This is a genomic window from Stenotrophomonas lacuserhaii, from assembly GCF_039674585.1.
Taxonomy (GTDB): Bacteria; Pseudomonadota; Gammaproteobacteria; order Xanthomonadales; family Xanthomonadaceae; genus Stenotrophomonas; species Stenotrophomonas pennii_A.
Map to the genome: position 1 here is coordinate 1 of NZ_JBDJNU010000059.1, position 17,133 is coordinate 17,133.

Annotated in this window: 12 protein-coding genes and 1 pseudogene; 1 reads left to right on the forward strand and 12 read right to left on the reverse strand. The window is 66.7% G+C overall.

Annotated features, from left to right (window positions below; translation table 11 throughout):
• The 6 genes and pseudogenes from ABE522_RS16445 to ABE522_RS16470 form a co-directional block, all read right to left on the reverse strand.
• Positions 1-1,221 (reverse strand): annotated as a pseudogene (locus tag ABE522_RS16445) (hypothetical protein); the annotation flags it as partial.
• Positions 1,222-1,433: 212 nt separating this feature from the next.
• A complete protein-coding gene (locus ABE522_RS16450; RefSeq protein ID WP_346592622.1) occupies positions 1,434-3,611 on the reverse strand; it encodes a carboxy terminal-processing peptidase in 2,178 nt (725 codons plus the stop codon).
• Between the two features lie 381 nt (positions 3,612-3,992).
• A complete protein-coding gene (lipA, locus tag ABE522_RS16455; RefSeq protein WP_346592623.1) occupies positions 3,993-5,006 on the reverse strand; it encodes a lipoyl synthase in 1,014 nt (337 codons plus the stop codon).
• A gap of 41 nt (positions 5,007-5,047) precedes the next feature.
• Positions 5,048-5,737 (reverse strand): lipoyl(octanoyl) transferase LipB, encoded by a 690-nt coding sequence (lipB, locus tag ABE522_RS16460; protein WP_346592624.1) that lies wholly within the window; start codon positions 5,735-5,737, stop codon positions 5,048-5,050.
• 41 nt (positions 5,738-5,778) lie between these two features.
• Entirely contained in the window at positions 5,779-6,057 is a 279-nt protein-coding gene (locus ABE522_RS16465; RefSeq protein WP_346592625.1) for a DUF493 family protein, read from the reverse strand.
• A gap of 186 nt (positions 6,058-6,243) precedes the next feature.
• Positions 6,244-7,236: a CsgG/HfaB family protein gene (locus tag ABE522_RS16470; RefSeq protein ID WP_346592626.1), complete on the reverse strand. Its 993-nt coding sequence runs from the start codon at positions 7,234-7,236 to the stop codon at positions 6,244-6,246.
• Positions 7,237-7,589: 353 nt separating this feature from the next.
• Here ABE522_RS16470 and ABE522_RS16475 point away from each other — a divergent pair, with 353 nt between their 5' ends.
• Positions 7,590-8,657 carry a lipid A deacylase LpxR family protein gene (locus tag ABE522_RS16475; protein WP_346592627.1) on the forward strand — a complete coding sequence of 356 codons (1,068 nt, stop codon included), beginning with the start codon at positions 7,590-7,592 and terminating at the stop codon, positions 8,655-8,657.
• 317 nt (positions 8,658-8,974) lie between these two features.
• Here ABE522_RS16475 and ABE522_RS16480 read toward each other — a convergent pair whose 3' ends face one another.
• The 6 genes from ABE522_RS16480 to mreD form a co-directional block, all read right to left on the reverse strand.
• On the reverse strand, positions 8,975-10,186 hold the full coding sequence (locus ABE522_RS16480) for a D-alanyl-D-alanine carboxypeptidase family protein (protein ID WP_346592628.1): 1,212 nt from the start codon (positions 10,184-10,186) through the stop codon (positions 8,975-8,977).
• Between the two features lie 106 nt (positions 10,187-10,292).
• Complete coding sequence (locus tag ABE522_RS16485; RefSeq protein WP_346592629.1) at positions 10,293-11,666, reverse strand: septal ring lytic transglycosylase RlpA family protein; 1,374 nt, start codon at positions 11,664-11,666, stop codon at positions 10,293-10,295.
• Complete coding sequence (gene mltB / locus ABE522_RS16490) at positions 11,663-12,811, reverse strand: lytic murein transglycosylase B (RefSeq protein WP_346592630.1); 1,149 nt, start codon at positions 12,809-12,811, stop codon at positions 11,663-11,665. The genes ABE522_RS16485 and mltB overlap by 4 nt, the downstream gene beginning before the upstream one ends.
• A gap of 463 nt (positions 12,812-13,274) precedes the next feature.
• Entirely contained in the window at positions 13,275-14,387 is a 1,113-nt protein-coding gene (gene rodA, locus ABE522_RS16495; protein ID WP_346592631.1) for a rod shape-determining protein RodA, read from the reverse strand.
• Positions 14,384-16,435 carry a penicillin-binding protein 2 gene (gene mrdA, locus ABE522_RS16500; protein ID WP_346592632.1) on the reverse strand — a complete coding sequence of 684 codons (2,052 nt, stop codon included), beginning with the start codon at positions 16,433-16,435 and terminating at the stop codon, positions 14,384-14,386. Before mrdA ends, rodA begins: the two co-directional genes overlap by 4 nt.
• Positions 16,436-16,450: 15 nt before the next feature.
• On the reverse strand, positions 16,451-16,936 hold the full coding sequence (gene mreD / locus ABE522_RS16505; protein WP_346592633.1) for a rod shape-determining protein MreD: 486 nt from the start codon (positions 16,934-16,936) through the stop codon (positions 16,451-16,453).
• Positions 16,937-17,133: the final 197 nt, after the last annotated feature.

The following is a 17,133-nucleotide window of genomic DNA, read 5'->3' on the forward strand; positions in this document are numbered from 1 at the left end:
TTTCACCGTGCTGCTGGGGTCGTCGAAAGTCACCAGGCCGGCGGTGCCGGAGGACAGTCCGTCGACCACGCTGGTCAGGTTGGTGATGTCGGACGTATTGGTCGTGATGTTGGTTTCGGCCGTGCCGACACGCGTGGTCAGTCCACCGATGCTGGTCGTGTTGGTCGTGATGTTGGTTTCCGCCGTACCCACCCGCGCGTTGGTGGCGAACAGCTGCGAGCCGTTGATCGCATCGGTGCTGTCCGACGCCACGTTGCCGGCCTGCATGTTCACAACTCTACGCTGCAAGGTCGCATTGCCTACTGACACCGTACGCACCGCCGTCGCCGCCGAATCACGTCCGATTGCAACGCCGTCGTTCGCTGACACGGTGGCGTTCAGACCGAGCGCCATGCCGTTTGCCGCCAACTCATCGACGCGCGCACCCCGACCGATCGCAGTGGCATCCTGGCTCAGCGCTTTTGCACCGTAACCAACGGCAGTCGCCTGGGTGAATGCAGTGGATTCATTACCCACCGCGATGCCTCGATTGCCCGTCAGCGTTGCTTCGGATCCGATTGCGATCCCAAGTTGAACAGGTGCCTTGGCGAGGTGGCCGATGGCAACGGAAGACAGACCGGCTTCTGTTTCATTTCCCAGTGCGACCGCGCCGTTGCTGGTCGTACTGGCCGCATTTCCGATGGCGATTGAATTCGTACCCGACCGGGTCGACGCCACCGTCCCATTGACTTTGATGTAGGTATCATCCACCGCCGCAGCATCGATGCTGATCAACTGCGCGCTCAGCGCATCCACCGTGGCATTGGTGCTTGCCAACTGGTCCCCGTTGATGCCCTCGGTACTGCCGGCGGCAACGCTCCCGGCCGCCAGCCCCAACAGCTTGTTGCCATTAAGCCCCAGGGTGCCATTGAGCTCCATGCGGTTGTTGAGGAAAAGGCCGTTGGCATTGAGCACCATCGAACCCCCCGCATTGCCGCCCGCAGACTCTTCCAGCAGTTCGGCAACGCTGGCGATTCCGCAGTTGGCAAAGCTGCCAGAGCCATAACGCCCGGGCGCAGCAGGATCATCGGCGATCCGGTTGCAGGCGCCGTCGGCGGCGTTGTCGACGTAGAAAACGCTGGACTGCGCGACAGGCGCCAACGCAAGGGCCAGCGTTGCGGCCAGCACGGAGAGGGACGGAGCAAGTGCGCGTTCGTAGGAAGTCCTGCTGACGACGTTCATAAACAGCTCCTGGAGCAGATATGCAGCGGTCGAAGACAACAGCGATGGGCAACGGACCCGACGCGCGAGCGAGGGTCCGGCAGCCGCACTCTATACCTGACTGGGGGGCCAAAACGCGCCGCAGCCAGCAAATCTACCCGGGCCAACAAAAAGAGCCGGCTGGGTGGCCGGCTCTTTTCCTCGATTGCGTTGCAGCAGGGTTGGGCTGCGCCTCAGTCAGCCCAGCGACCTGCCCCGGTGGACTGCGGCAGCACCTGGGCGGACAGCGGACGGTCCTCTTCCAGCAGGTTCACCGCGTCGGCCAGGATCGCCGCCGATTCGCGCAGCAGCGGGTCCGGACGCTTTTCCGCGGCCTTCTCACGGGCGGCATCCTTGACGATGTCGCGCTCGTTGCCGGTCAGGCCGTCGTCGTTGCTGTCATCAGCGAGCGGATCCAGGTCCAGGCCCAGCTCCTTGCGCACGGCCTGGCGGTCGGCGCGCTGTTTGTCCTGGCGCTCACGTTCGGTGCGGCGCTCGGCCTCGTTGAGCGAGATGTACTTCTTGGCCTTCTCCTCGCGGAACTGCTGCACGTCCTCGTTCCACCACTGGAACTCCTTGTCAGCGGCAATGCGCGTGTCGTGGCGGCTTTCCAGCTTGGGCAGCAGCGGGCCGAAGTTGCCGTACTGGGTATGTGGCACGGCGGCGATGCGGGTCCACGGCAACGCGTTGTCGTAGGTGCTTTCGCCGAACTCGCTGGCATCCACGCTGGCCGGGAAGGCCAGGTCCGGGACCACGCCCTTGTGCTGGGTGCTGCTGCCACTGACCCGGAAGAACTGCGCGATGGTCAGCTTGACCTGGCCGAAGCGCTGGGCTTCACCACTCGGCCAGCGGTCCAGGTCGACGATGTTCTGCACGGTGCCCTTGCCGAAGGTGGTCTCACCGATCACCAAGCCACGACCGTAGTCCTGGATGGCACCGGCGAAAATCTCCGACGCCGAGGCCGAACCGCGGTTGATCAGCACCGCCAGCGGACCGTCCCACGCCACCGCTTCGCTGCGATCGCTGTTGACGGTGACGCGGCCACCGGATTCGCGCACCTGCACCACCGGGCCCTGCTCGATGAACAGACCGGTCAGCTCGATCGCTTCATCCAGCGAACCGCCGCCGTTGTTGCGCAGGTCCAGCACCACGCCGTCCAGCTTGTCGGTCTTGAAACCGGCCAGCAGCTTGGCCACGTCGCGGGTCGCCGATGCATAGTCGGTCGCGTTGCGGCGACGGCCTTCGAAATCCTGGTAGAACGTCGGCAGCTTGATCACGCCGACCTTGCGCTCGGGCGCTCCGTCCTTGGCCGGGATGGTCAGGGTCTCGCCCTTGGCTGCCTGTTCGGCCAGTCGCACTTTCTGGCGGGTCAGGACCAGGGTGTGATGCTTGCCGTCCACGCCCTCTTCGGCCGGGATGAACTCCAGCCGGACCTGGGTGTCCTTGCTGCCGCGGATCTTCGCGACCACGTCATCGATGCGCCAACCGATCACATCTTCGATCGGACCGGAGGTGCCCTGTCCGACGCCGACGATACGGTCACCGGGCTTGAGTTTGCCGTTCACCGCCGCCGGGCCACCGGCGATGATCTCGCGGATCACCACCATGTCATCCTGGCGCTGCAGCTGCGCGCCGATGCCTTCCAACGACAGCGACATCGCCTGGTTGAAGTTCTCGGCGGTGCGCGGGGTGAAGTAATCGGTATGCGGATCCACGGCGCTGGTATAGGCGTTCAGGAAGAACTGGAACACGTCCTCGCCCTTCAGCTCGTTGACCGACTTTTCCAACGTGGCGTAGCGCTTGTCCAGCGTGGTGCGGATCTCGTCCGGCTTCTTGCCGGCAAGCTTCAGGCGCAGCCAATCGTTCTTCACCGACTTGCGCCACAGTTCATCCAGCTCGGCATCGCTGGTGGCCCACGGCACGTCCTTGCGGTCGTACTCGAACTTTTCGTCGGTGCTGAAATCCGGCTCGCGCTTCAGCAGATTGCGTGCATAGCCCACCCGCTGGCCGACGCGCTGCTTGTACACGGAAAACACCTGGAAGGCCGGCTCCAGTTCGCCGCCGCGGATGGCCGTGGCGATGCCGGCCTCGAACGGGGCGAACTTCGCCACGTCGGCCTGGGTGAAGAACTGCTTGCCGCCGTCGAGGGTCTCCAGGTAACGCTTGAAGACGTCCTTGGAGGTAGCCTCATCCAGCGCGCGCGGCCGGTAGGCATAACGGCTGTCGGACAGCAGCCCGTAGACCAGCTTGGAGGTGGTCGCCTGGTCGGCGGTGGCGGCGGCCGGCAGCGCCGGCCCGTCTGCCTGCGCCGACAGCGCCAGCGGTGCGGTGAGTGCCAGGGCAATCAGGAATGCGGGGGCTTTGAATTTCATGGAATTGCTCAGGGCACCTTGCCGAAAGGAAGACTGCGTGCATTACAGACACCACGACAGTGCCGAAAGTTGCGCGCTTTGTCACCCGCGTTCATGGAACGCGTGTTTCCAGCGTAGACGGGGTCCTGTAGCAGCATGTGAACGAGGATCCGCACCTGGGTAGCGCTGAAGGCAGCGGCAGGAGCCGCTGCCAACGTCGCTTGCGACGGCCCGGAGGGTGCCGGTCAGGAGGCCGGCATCGCCATGCTCGGCGAGCGCAGCGGCGAAAGCGGAAGCGTGACGACCAACGGTCGTCACCCACCGAAGCAGGAAGCGGACGGCCAGCGGCCGTCCCTACCCCGGTAGCGCCGAGCCATGCTCGGCGAACGCAGCGGCAACCGCTCAGGCGACGCCGGCGCCCTTGGCCTGCACGTCGGCGTGGTACGACGAGCGCACCATCGGGCCCGACGCCACGTGGCTGAAGCCCAGTTCGTAGCCGTAGTCTTCCAGCGCCTTGTAGTCTTCCGGCGTCCAGTACTTGAGCACGGGGTGGTGGTGCGCGGTCGGCTGCAGGTACTGGCCGATGGTGATCATGTCCACGTCGTGCGCGCGCAGGTCGCGCAGGGTGGCCTTGATCTGCTCGAACTCCTCGCCCAGCCCGAGCATGATGCCGCTCTTGGTCGGCACGCCCGGGTGCTGCGCCTTGAAGTTCTTCAGCAGGGTCAGCGACCACTGGTAATCCGCGCCCGGACGCACGTTGCGGTACAGGTCCGGCACGGTTTCGATGTTGTGGTTGAACACATCCGGCGGGTTCTGCGCGAGGATTTCCAGCGCGCGTTCCATGCGGCCCTTGCCGCGGAAGTCCGGGGTCAGCACTTCAATGCGGGTGCCCGGCGACTTCTCACGGATGGCGGTGATGCAGTCGACGAAGTGCTGGGCACCGCCATCGCGCAGGTCATCGCGGTCGACGCTGGTCACCACCACGTACTTCAGGCCCATGTCGGCCACGGTCTGGCCAAGGGTGGCCGGCTCGTTGGCATCCGGCGGCTTGGGTCGGCCGTGGGCCACGTCGCAGAACGAGCAGCGCCGGGTGCAGACCTCGCCGAGGATCATGAAGGTCGCGGTGCCGTGGCTGAAGCACTCGTGGATGTTGGGGCAGCTGGCCTCTTCGCAGACCGTCACCAGGCGGTTCTCGCGCAGCTTGGCCTTCAGGTTCTGCACCGCATTGCCGGAGGGAATGCGCACGCGGATCCAGGACGGCTTGCGCAGCACCGGCGCGTCGGCGAACTGCACCGGCGAGCGGTTGATCTTGTCACCACCCAGCTGTTTGACGCCGGCCTGCAACGGCGCGGCGGCGGGAGCGGAATCGCCCTGCAGCATCTGCAGGGGAATGGTGCGGGCAGTCTGTTCGGTCATGGTGTTCCCGGCGGCAACGGGGCCGCGTGGTATGGGTTCGGTCAGGCAGACAGGTCCGGCTGCGTGGAGGACGGCTGCAGGTGCAGGCCGAACTGGCGCGCCAGGTTGTCCAGCAGGACGGGCTTGACGGCTGCCATGCCGGAGGGCCCGCCCAAGTCTACCATCGTGGTCACCTGCAGCCCCTGGTAACCGCAGGGATTGATGCGGCGGAACGGCTCCAGGTCCATCGCTACGTTGAAGGCCAGGCCATGGAACGTGCAGCCGCGGCGGACCCGGATGCCCAGTGCGGCCACCTTGGCCCCACCCACGTACACACCCGGCGCGCCGTCCTGGCGTTCGGCGCCGATATTCCACTCAGCGAGGGTATCGATGATGGCCTGTTCGATCCGGCACACGTAATCACGCACCCCGATGCCGAGCCGCGGCAGGCGCAACAACGGGTAGACCACGATCTGGCCGGGCCCGTGATAGGTCACCTGGCCGCCGCGGTCCACTTTCACTACCGGGATGTCACCCGGGGCGAGCACGTGTTCGGGCTTGCCGGCCTGGCCCAGGGTGAAAACCGGGTCGTGCTCGACCACCCATAGTTCGTCGGCAGTGTCGTCGTCGCGCTGGTCGGTGAAGCGCTGCATCGCGCGCCAGACCGGTTCGTAGGGCTGGCGACCGAGGTCGCGGACGATCGCGGGTTGGGATTCACGGCCCTGGGACGATTGACGGCCAGCGGCCGTCACTGCCGGCTCGGGTTGACGGCCAGCGGCCGTCACTACGGGAGCTAGAGCGTCCACTTTACTTCCGGATGCTCGCGCAGCACCTCGTGGGCGAGGTCGTACTGGGCGCGGTCACGTGCACTGAATGCCATGCGCACCGACACGTACTTGCCGTTGGACGAGTGCTTCCAGCTGATCTGCTCGCTGAGCACGTCAATGCCGGCGGCCATCAGCAACCTGGGGAGTTCCACTTCCAGCCCGGAGTTGGCCGCGCCCATGGCGCTTAGCTCGAACTGCCCGGGGAACTGGAAGCCGTGTTCGGGATTGTCGGACTTGATTTCCATCCGCCCATTATCGGGCCGCTGGAGGTCAAACCCAAGGGGGGCGCGGAACGGTAGTGACGGCCGCTGGCCGTCATGCCTTTCGGGTGGGTGACGACCGTTGGTCGTCACGCCTTGCCTCCTGCCGCTGCGCTCGCCGGGCATGGCCCGGCGCTACCAGCCGACGGCGGCCAAGGGCCGCCGTGCGCCTTACCTGGCCAGCTGCATGGACGTGGAATTGACCCAGCCCTTGTTGCCCATTTCGTCTTCCACTTCCCACATCGTGCCGTCCTTCTGGCCGGTGGGATACAGCAGCATGCCCGGTTCCAGGTCGCGTACGGCCGCACCGGTGCCCTTGGAATTGGACAGCAGGCGCCCGGCCTTCAGCATGGTCACCGCCTGGCTGCTGTTGGCCGCGGAGGCATCGGCCGGCAGCCCGCCCAGCTCGCTGACCATGTTGGTGTAGGCCTGCAGGTAGGCCAGCGTGATGACCTGGCCCAGTTCGGTGTTGGCATAGCCGCCCACGCCCATCGCACCGATGCCGCCACCGCCGAACAGGCCGCCACCGGCACCCCAGCCCAGGTCGGTCTTCTTCGAGTTGCCTTCCACGATCGCGACCTGTTCGGAGGAGCGCACGTCGGTCAGCGTCAGGGTGACGTCGGCGGTCTTGCTGCGGAAGTTCAAACCGCCCACCACCGCGCCGGCCTTGCCACCGATCAACCCGCCCAGCAGGCCACCGATCGCATTGCCACCGGCGTTGCTGTTCTGCGAAATCAGGTCCGGCACCAGCACGTAGTCGGCCGCGCGGATCTGCCCCTTGCCGATGTTCGAACGGCCGCGCAGTTCGCCTTCCGCGGCCAGCGCGCGCTCGGCCTGTGCAGCAGCCATGCCGACGCCACGGTCGACCAGGGTGAAGCACTTGGACTTGTTGACGAACACCTTGATCAGCTTGGACGGCGCCGGCAACTGCTGGCCGGTCCACCAGTTCACCACGTCTTCCGGTTCGATCACCGAAATCGAGCCCAGCGGCTTGGTGCAGACCGGGATCTGCGCCTGGCCCTGCTTGCTCTGCTCCTGTGCGGAGGTACGGCTGGAACTGAAGCTGTCGCGCAGGCCAGCCGATGCGGGCGCACTGACGGCCATCAGGCCCGCGCCCAGCACGGCGGTGACCACGAGGGTGGCAAACGAATTCTGTTGGGTCATGTCTGTTGTCCAGCGCGACTGCCCGTTGCAGGCGGCGCGCAATCCATGGGTTTGAGAGAGGCCGGTGGTGGCAGGCCGGAATCCTTGAACAGCGCCCTCTGGCGCCGGCGCAGAGGATAAAACACCGCTGTGCCAACGGCAACCGCAGCTGAACGGCGGTCCAATTGAGCGCCTTTCAGCCTACGAAAGCGTGATGGCAATCACGGTTTATGACCCACCTGTGGGACGGTACGAAGGCGTGCCGGGCAGGTCCACGTACGGAACGGATCAGACCGGCCAGGACGGTCGATCCGATTTCACATCCGCGCTACCGTATTTAGGCGAAAAACGTCAAAACAGCCCTCTGGACTTCCATGCACCCCACGCGTATCGCGGCAGCCCTCGGGCTGACCAGCCTGATGGCCCTCGCCCTCCCCGCCCACGCCCACGCCGCCGATCAATGCAGCCAGAGTGCGCTGGCCGATCATCCCCCGCAGATCAATTTCCGCGTGGACAACGACCTGTTCGGTGGTGCCGACCAGGACCAGGGCTATACCAATGGTGCGCAGATCACCTTCGTGTCCCCGAACCTGGTCGACTTCACCGATGACCCCTGCCTGCCGCGCCTGGCGCGCTGGGTGAACAGCCACCTGGAAGCGCTGCATCCCGGTGAGTTCGAACAGCAGAACATGATCTTCAGCGTGGCCCAGGGTATTTTCACCCCCAGCGACTTCACCCGGAAAGACGTCATTGAAGATGACCGCCCGTATGCCGGCGTGCTGGTGGGCAGCTTCGGGTACAACGCGCGGCGCGGCAATTACCTGCAGACCACCCAGCTGACGCTGGGCGTCGTCGGTCCGTGGGCACTGGGCAAGGAAGTGCAGGATGGTGTGCACGACCTGCTGGGTGATGACAAATTCCAGGGCTGGGACAACCAGCTGCACAACGAGCCGGTGGTGATGCTGACCCATGAGCGGATGAACCGCTGGCCGCGCGACGCCACCGGCAACGCCAGCGGCTGGGGGTGGGATGCGATCAGCCATTACGGCGGCGCGGTCGGCAACCTGGCCACCCATCTCAATGCGGGTGGCGAGGTGCGCTTCGGCTGGAAGCTCCCCGATGACTTCGGCAGCACGCCGCTGCGCCCGGCCGGTGAAAACACCGCCCCCTCGCGTGGCGGCAGGCCCAGCGGCTGGTCGTGGCACCTGTTCGCCACCACCGATGCGGCGTGGGTGATCCGCGATATCACCCTGGATGGCAACACGTTCCGCAACAGCCACAGCGTCGACAAAAAAGCGGTCGTGGCGCAGGGCGGCTACGGCCTGGCGGTGATGCGCGGGCGTTGGAAATTCGCCCTGGCGCGGTACCACAGCACCAAGGAATTCGACGGACAGCGGCAGTCGCCGATCTTCGGCAGCTTCACCATCAGCCGTTCACTGTAAGCCGGCGGGAAGGCCGCCGGCGGATACACACCTGCCGCCCCTTGGCACGCGATCCTATGCAGCCGGCGCCGCATCTCCATCGGACGCGACTGACGGTGGGTGACGACCGCTGCTGGTGGGTGACGACCGTTGGTGGTCATGCTTCTGCCGTTTGCCGCTGCGCTCGCCGACCATGGGTCGGCGCTACCGCTGCTTTCGGTAGTGACGGCCGCTGGCCGTCATGCGTTTGCTTTGGCAGCAGAAAGCCCGCGATTCGCATCGCGGGCTTTCCGGGAATAACGAGGATGACGGCCAGCGGCCATCGCTACCGTCGTCGGTTATTCAGATTCCCACCACATCCAGAAGCTGTGCCACAGACGCTTGAAGAAGCCGGCTTCTTCCACCGCGGCGATCGCCACCAGCGGTGCCTGCGCGACCACCTTTCCATCCAGCGTCACCTTCAGCGTGCCGATCTGCTGGCCGGCGGTGAACGGCGCGACCAGCGATTTCGGCACGTCGATGCTCGGCTTCAGGTCGTTGTAACGGCCACGCGGCAGGCTGACCAGCATCGGCTGGGCCACGCCCAGCTGCACGGTGTCGGCAGTGCCCTTCCATACCTTGTGCTCGGCGACGACCTTGCCCGGCTCGTACAGACGGTGGGTTTCAAAGAAGCGGAAGCCCCAGTTCAACAGCGCCAGGCTGTCGTCGGCACGCTGCTTCTCCGATGCGCCGCCCAGCACCACCGCGATCAGGCGCTGGTCGCCGCGCTGCGCGGAGCTCATCAGGCAGTAGCCTGCGGCGGAGGTGTGGCCGGTCTTGATGCCGTCCACGCTGCCATCGCGCCACAACAACAGGTTGCGGTTGGGCTGCTTGATGTTGCCCACGGTGAATTCCTTCACCTTGTTGTAGGCATAGGTTTCCGGGTAATCGCGCACGAACGCGCGGCCCAGCAGCGCCAGGTCGCGCGCCGTGCTGTGGTGGCCTTCGGCGGTCAGGCCGTGGGCGTTGACGAAGTGCGAGTTGGTCATGCCGATCTTCGCGGCGTAGCTGTTCATCAGCGACGCGAACGCTTCTTCGCTGCCGGCCACGTGTTCGGCCAACGCGATCGCGGCATCGTTGCCGGACTGGATCGCCATGCCCTTTTCCATGTCTTCCAGACGCGCGGTCTGGTTGACCGGGAAGCCGCTGTAGCTGCCGTCGGTACCGGCGCCGCCTTCGCGCCATGCGCGTTCGCTCATCATCACCTGGTCGTCGGGCTTGACCTTGCCGTTCTTCACTTCGGCGGCAACGACGTAGCTGGTCATCACCTTGGTGATGCTGGCCGGGGCGAGCTGGGCATCGACGTTTTCACCGGCGAGGACCTGGCCGGACGCGTAGTCCATCAGGATCCAGGCTTTGGACACGCTGGGGACGGGGGCCGGCGGCGTCGCCACGGCGGTCGGTGCAGTGGCCGCAGCCGGGGCGGCCGGGGTCGGCAGCGGGGTCTGGGCATGGGCCAGGCCCACCAGCAGGGTGGCGGCCAGCGCGGTGGCGGCAAAACGGAATTTCATGGGCGGGCAGGCTCCTGGAGCGGCCAAGGTCGGAAGGGGAAACGACCGCCATTGTAGGCGGTCGGCAAGCGGGGCGCGGCGGGCCCTCAGGCCACGCAGCGGGGCGTCATTCCTTGACGATCTGCGGGGCGCCGAAACCCAGACCGGCAATGCGGCCGGCAAGTTCCGTCGCATTGGCGTGGTCGTTGGCCGGCACGCGCAGGCGCCACAGCGTGCGGCCGCCAGCGGCGATGTCGCTGATGGTCGCGCCGACGATGCCGGCAGCGGTCAACTGGCCCTGCGCGCGGGTGGCGTTGTCGCGGCTGGCGAAGCTGGCCACCTGCAGGAGCACGTTGCCGAGGACTTTTTCGGACAGCGTGGGCGACGGAGCCGCGGCGGCGGCGGTTGCCATGGCGGCGGGACGGGCGGTTGCGGCGGGTTTATCGGATTGACGGCCTGCGGCCAGGGATTGACGGCCGGCTTCAGGGGATTGACGGCCAGCGGCCGTCACTACCGGCGCGGCGGGTTTGCCGGTGGCTACGCGCACGTTGTTGTCGCGCATCCAGCGGTCGAAGTTGTCGGCCGAACCGGGCTTGGCGCTGTCGGCGACGCGGTAGCGGTAGGCCTCGGCGCCGGTGGGGGTCTTTGCGGCGGCGGCCACCGCACGCGGCGCCGGTGCCGGCGTGGCCACAGCCGGTGCTTCGGCTGGCAGCCGGTTCACCAGCGCATCGATGGCCGACGGCGCGGCCGCCGTGGCGGCGACCATCGTGGTGGCGCGGCGTTCGGCACGGGTCGGCGTGGCGTCGGCCAGCAGGTTGCCCTCGCCGGGCTGCAGCGCGCGCACTTCCACGTTGCCGGTGCCGCGCTGGGTGATGCCCAGGCGCACGGCAGCCGCGTAGCTGAGATCGATCACGCGGCCGTCGTGGAACGGGCCCCGGTCGTTGACCCGCACGATCACCGATTCGCCGTTGTCCAGGTTCGTCACCCGGGCGAAGCTCGGCAGCGGCAGGGTCTTGTGCGCGGCGGTGAACTGGTACATGTCATAGACCTCGCGGTTGGAGGTCAGGCGCCCGTGGAACTTGGCACCGTAGTAGGAGGCCGTGCCCTTTTCGGCATAACCCCGGGTGCTGTCCATCACCTTGTACTTCTTGCCCAGCACTTCATACGGGGAGCGGTTGCCGATGGCCGAGCGCGCCAGGGCCTGCACTTCCGGCTCCGGGATGCAGGCCACGTTGGGGATGTAGGTCGGCGTGGTGTCCTTGACCCCCGGCTTGTACAGGCCGCCAGCGGTGTAGTTGCCGCGGGTGGCGAGGTCTTCCGACGCGGCCGCATACGGGGAGCCTTCCGGGCAGTGCGCGGGACGGCCGCCGCCCTTGCCCTGCACCACCGTGGTGGCCGGCTTTCCGCCCGTGCTGGCGGTTCCACCGGGTTTTTTGGGCGCGCTGCTGCATGCGGCCAGCGCAAGGATCAACGCTCCGGGGACCCACCATCTGATGTTCATGCCGGTGGCAGCTCCTGTCCTGCGATGGCCTGCGACAGCTGGAACACCGCCATCGCGTACATCTTGGAGATGTTGTAGCGGGTGATGGCGTAGTAGTTCTGGAAGCCCAGCCAGTACTGCTTGCCGGTGCTGCCTTCCAGCGTGATCGGGGTGGCAGTGGCGCCGGGCTGCACGGCGGCGTTCGGCGTATAGCCGCGTGCAGCCAGGTCCTGCAGCGACCAGCTCGGGGTCCATTCGGTCGGATTGAATTCTTCGCGGCCGGCCGCCAGCGTGGCCGGCACGGCAACCTGTCCGCCGCGCACCCAGCCGCCCTTCTTGACGAAGTAATTGGCGATGGACGAGAACACGTCGTCGTAGCTGTTGAACAGGTCGCGGCGACCGTCGCCGTTGCCGTCGACGGCGAAATCCAGGTAACTGGACGGCATGAACTGGCCCATGCCCATCGCCCCGGCATAGCTGCCCTTGAGCGTGGTGATGTCCAGCTTTTCGTCGCGCGCCAGCACGAAGGCCTTGGCCAGTTCGTCGCGGAAGAACAGTTCGCGGCGCACTTCGCGTTCCAGCTTGGCCGGGTCGCCGCTGCGCGGGTAATAGAAGGCCAGGGTATACAGCGCATCCAGCACGCGGTGATTGCCGGTGTTGCCGCCGTAGCTGGTTTCCACGCCGATGATGGCGACGATGACTTCGGCCGGTACGCCGGTGCGCTGCTGTACGCGCATCAGTTCATCGCGGTGTTCGGCGAGGAACTTCCTGCCGCCGTCGATACGCGCCTGGCTGATGAAGATCGGGCGGTACTCGTTCCACGGCTTCACCCGCTCCGCTGGGCGCGACATGGCGGCGATGATCGGCTGGCGCACCTGCGCCTGGTCCAGCACGCTGGCGAGGTAGGCCGGATCGAGCTTGTGCGCGGCGGCGGTGTCGCGGATGAAGTTGGCGCGCGCGATGTCAAACGGGACAGGGGTGAGATCAACCGGCGGTGCGGTAGCCGCAGCCGATTCGGGCGCGGCTTCAGCCGGTCCCTTGTTCTGCCCGGGCGCTGGCTTGTGCGGCGCCACGGATGCCTGCGAAGGCGACGGAGGACTCGACGGCTGGGTCGCGCAAGCGACCAGGCCGAGGGTGAGCATGCAGGCCAGAGTACGTCGGATCATCGCCGCAGGTTAGCAGGTCATGGATGAAATAAAACCCCTAACACCATGAATAGCAAAGGATTGGTTAATTCACTCCCGCTATGTGAAGCCTGCGTGAAAACCGGCAACGAGCAAGCCGGTTGCGCCCCCATCCCCCGACGGGCGCAACCGGCCTGACGGACCATCCAATGCTGCCCCCTGCATCTCCCCAGAGCAGGCGGCAAAACGTGAGGTCGTGCTGCGGTTCGTCAGATGGTCGGCGTAAAGATGAACGCGCCCTGCCTGACCGGCGCCATTGTGCAGGCCGTTTGCGTCAAGTCCATTGATTCGGATCAACCATGTTCGGAACTGTGACCCACTGCGCACTTGAAGTGTGAAATCTTCATCGCAGGGCAACGAATCGCGCTGGGTGCCGCCGACCCGTGCTCGGCCGAGTCCTGACGCGCCGCTGCGCTCGCCGAGCATGGCTCGGCGCTGCCAGGCGCTACCGGTAGCCGCCATGTACCGGGTTGTGGCTGCGCACCGCCATCACCAGCCCGAAGCCGGCCAGCAGCGAAACCGCCGACGTGCCGCCGTAGCTGATCAGCGGCATCGGCACGCCCACCACCGGCAGCAGGCCGGAAATCATGCCGCCGTTGACCAGCACGTAGACGAAGAACGCCAGTCCGGTGGCGCCGGCGAGCAGGCGTGAATAAGAGTCGCGCGATTGGCTGGCGATCCACAGGCAGCGGCCGATCACCACCAGATACAGGGCCAGCACCAGCGCCACGCCGATCCAGCCGAACTCTTCGCTCAGCACCGAAAATGCGAAGTCCGTCGTCTGCTCGGGAATGAAGTTCAGGTGCGACTGCGAGCCCTGCCCCCAGCCCTTGCCATCCAGCCCACCGGATCCGATCGCGATCTTGGACTGGATGATGTTCCAGCCCGCGCCCAGCGCGTCCATTTCCGGGTCCAGGAACATCATGATGCGGTCTTTCTGGTACGGCATCAGCAGCCAGAACCAGGCCACCGGCGCGATCGCGGCCACGCCGCCCACGCCCAACCCCACCCACCACCAGGGCAGGCCGGCCAGCAGCAGCACGAACACCCCGCTGGCGGCGATCAGCACGCCGGTGCCGAAGTCCGGTTGCAGCATCACCGCCGCGGTCGGCGCGCCGATGATCAGCATGCTGACCAGCACGGTGTTGAAGCGCGGCGGCAGCGGCATGCGGTGCAGGTACCAGGCCACCATCATCGGCAGGCTGACCTTCAACAGTTCGGCCGGCTGCAGGTAGAACAGCTTGAGGTCCAGCCACTGGCGGCCGTATTTGCCGGTACCGATGGCGAAAACGGCCAGCAGCGGGATCATCGAAATGGCGTAGATCATCGGCGTGGCCGAGCGGATACGCAGGATCGGCACCCGCGAAATGCCCCACATCGCCGCCAGGCCCACCGCAAAGCGCGCCCCCTGGGCGAAGACCAGGCCATCGCCCCCGGCGCTCTTCAAGGTGGCCAGGCCGATCACCATCAGGGCGCCGAGCGCCGCGCACAGCATCCAGTCCAGGGTGCTGAAGAAGCGCACCAGCATGTCGCCGGCCCAGCGCAGGAAGTCCTTCATCGGGCGGGCTCCGGGGAGAGCGTCCGCCGATCATGGATCGGCGCTACCGGGGCGGCGGGCTCCGCGACCGGCGGACCGACCTGCACCGGCAGCTCGCCGGCGTCCAGCGCGGCGGCATCGCCGCTGGCGCGCGCGCTGCTGTCTTCATTGTCGAAAGCGGTGGCACCGAAGGCCACGCTGCCACGCTCCACGTCCAGCGGCAGCACGCCCTCGGGCATCTTGCCCAGCAGCCAGGCATCGAACACCTTGCGCGCGATCGGCGCGGCTGCCGAACCGCCGTAGCCACCGCCCTCCACCGCCACCGCGATGGCGATGACCGGGTTGTCTGCCGGCGCGAAACCGACGAACAGCGAACGATGGCGCAGGTGCAGCGGCAGGCTGCGCGGATCGACGGCTGCCGTGCCCTTGCGGCTGATCACCTGCGCCGTGCCGGTCTTGCCGGCCATGACATACGGCGCCCCGGCGGCCATGCGCGCGCCGCTGCCGCCTGGCTGCATGGTCGCCATCATGCCTTCGCGCACCGCCTGCACGTTGTTCGGATTGGGGCTGAGCGGCTTGGTTTCACTTGCCGGCGTCATGCTCCAGTCGCTGTCGAAGCCGGCGCGCTGCTGCATCACCAGGTGCGGCGTGCGCAGCTGTCCACTGGCGATGCCACTGACGCCGCGCACCAGCTGCAGCGGCGTCACTTTCCAGTCGCCCTGGCCGATGCTCACGTTCACCGTGTCACCGGGATACCAGCGTTCCTTGCGGGTCTTGGCCTTGTACGCCGGCGAAGGCAGGATGCCGCCGATCTCGCCGGTCAGGTCGATACCGGTCGGCTTGCCGAAGCCGTAGTACTCCATGTAGTGGTCGAAGCGCTCGATCCCCAGGTCCAGCGCCAGCCGGTAGTAGTACGTATTGACCGACTGGGCGATGGATTTGCGCAGGTCGGTCCAACCATGGCCGCCACGATGCGCATCGCCCCACCCGCGGCTGGTGCCGGGCAGGTAGAACATGCCGGTGGAAAGCACCTTGTCCTCCGGCTTGCGCACCCCGGCATCCAGGCCGGCCAGGCCGATCAGCGGCTTCAGCGTCGAACCCGGCGCCACCCCGCCCAGCACCAGGCGGTTGAACTGCGGGCGCGAGGGGTTGTCGTTGAGCGCGCGGAAATCGGCATGCGAAATGCCGTTGACGAACAGATTGGCGTCATACGAAGGCAGGCTGACCATCGCCAGCACTTCGCCGGTGCGGGGGTCCATCGCAACGGCCGCGCCTTCCTGCACGCCGAAGGCGGCCACCATCGCCCGCTGCAGGTCGGCATCGATGGAAAGCTTCAGGTCGGTACCGGACTGCGCCGCCACCCGGCCCACGGTCCGGATCGCACGGCCCTGCACGTTGGTCTCCACCTGCTCGTAGCCCACCCGGCCGCGCAGTTGTTGTTCGTAGTAACGTTCCAGCCCGGATTTGCCGATGTGGGTCAGGGCCGCGTTGCCTTCCCCCAGCATCTCCAGGTCCTTGTCATCAACCCGGCCGACATAGCCGATGACATGCGCGAACAGATCGCCGAAGGGATAGCGACGGGTCAGGTAGGGCTCCAGCTCCACGCCGGGAAAGCGCCAGCGGTCCACCGCGAAGCGCGCCATCTCCTCTTCGCTGACGCGCAGCTTCAGGGTGACCGGCAGGAAACTGCGACGCGCCTTGCGCGATCGGTTGAACGCCTCGATTTCCTCCGCGCTCAGGGGGAATATCTTCGCCAGCCCGGCCAGCGTGGCGTCCATGTCCTTGACCTTGTCCGGGGTGACGTCCAGGCGGAACGCCGGCACGTTCTCGGCCAGCAGGCGGCCGTTGCGGTCGTAGATCATGCCGCGGCCGGGCACCACCGGACGCGGCTTGATGCGGTTGGCCTCCGAGCGCGTGGCGTAGATCTCGTGGTCCATCACCTGCAGCTTGAAATACCAGCCGCCCAGCCCGCCCAGGCACAGCAGCACGCCAAGGAACCCCAGTGCCGCGCGACGGCGGAACTGTTCGGCCTCGGCATGCGGATTCTTGACCGCGCGGCGCGAACTCATGTCAGCGCGTCCATGTCAGCGCCCGCGCCGCCCGAAGCGCACTGCATCCAGCAGCACGAACACCAGCGGCCACAGCGCCATGCCCAGCAGCGGCGCCCACCAGTAGGCCCACGGCAGGGTGGGCTCACCCACCACCACGTGCACCACGGCACTGACGATGCGGTCGTTGAACAGCAGGCCGCCGATGGCGAGGATCTGCTGGGACATCGGGAAGAAGCGGATGCGGGCACGGAAGCGCTGCAGGATGAAGGCCATGATCACCAGCCGCAGCGCCTGTTCGCCGAGCACGCCGCCGTACAGCAGATCGGCGATGACGCCGGTGGCGAAGGCCACGCCCAGGCCGACCCGGTCAGGCGCTTCGATGACCCAGTAGGCCAGCACCAGTGCCAACCAGTAGGGCCGCAGCGGCTGCAGCAGCACCGGAAGCGGCAGCAGCCCGAGCAGCAGTGCCACCACCAGGCTGAGCGGCAACACCCAGCGGTTGTCACGCAGGCGGCTCACGGTCGCACCTCGGTGGTGGCGGCTTCGGTGGGTTCCCGCCGAGCATGGCTCGGCGCTACCGGAGCCGCGGCTGCCCCGGTGGGTGAGGACCGTTGGTCGTCACGCGTGGTGGGTAGTGGACGGGGCGGGGGCGCGACCCACCCTTTTATTAAGGCCCCCGGCCGCCACCACCCGGGGGGCTGGGGGGGGGCGCTCAG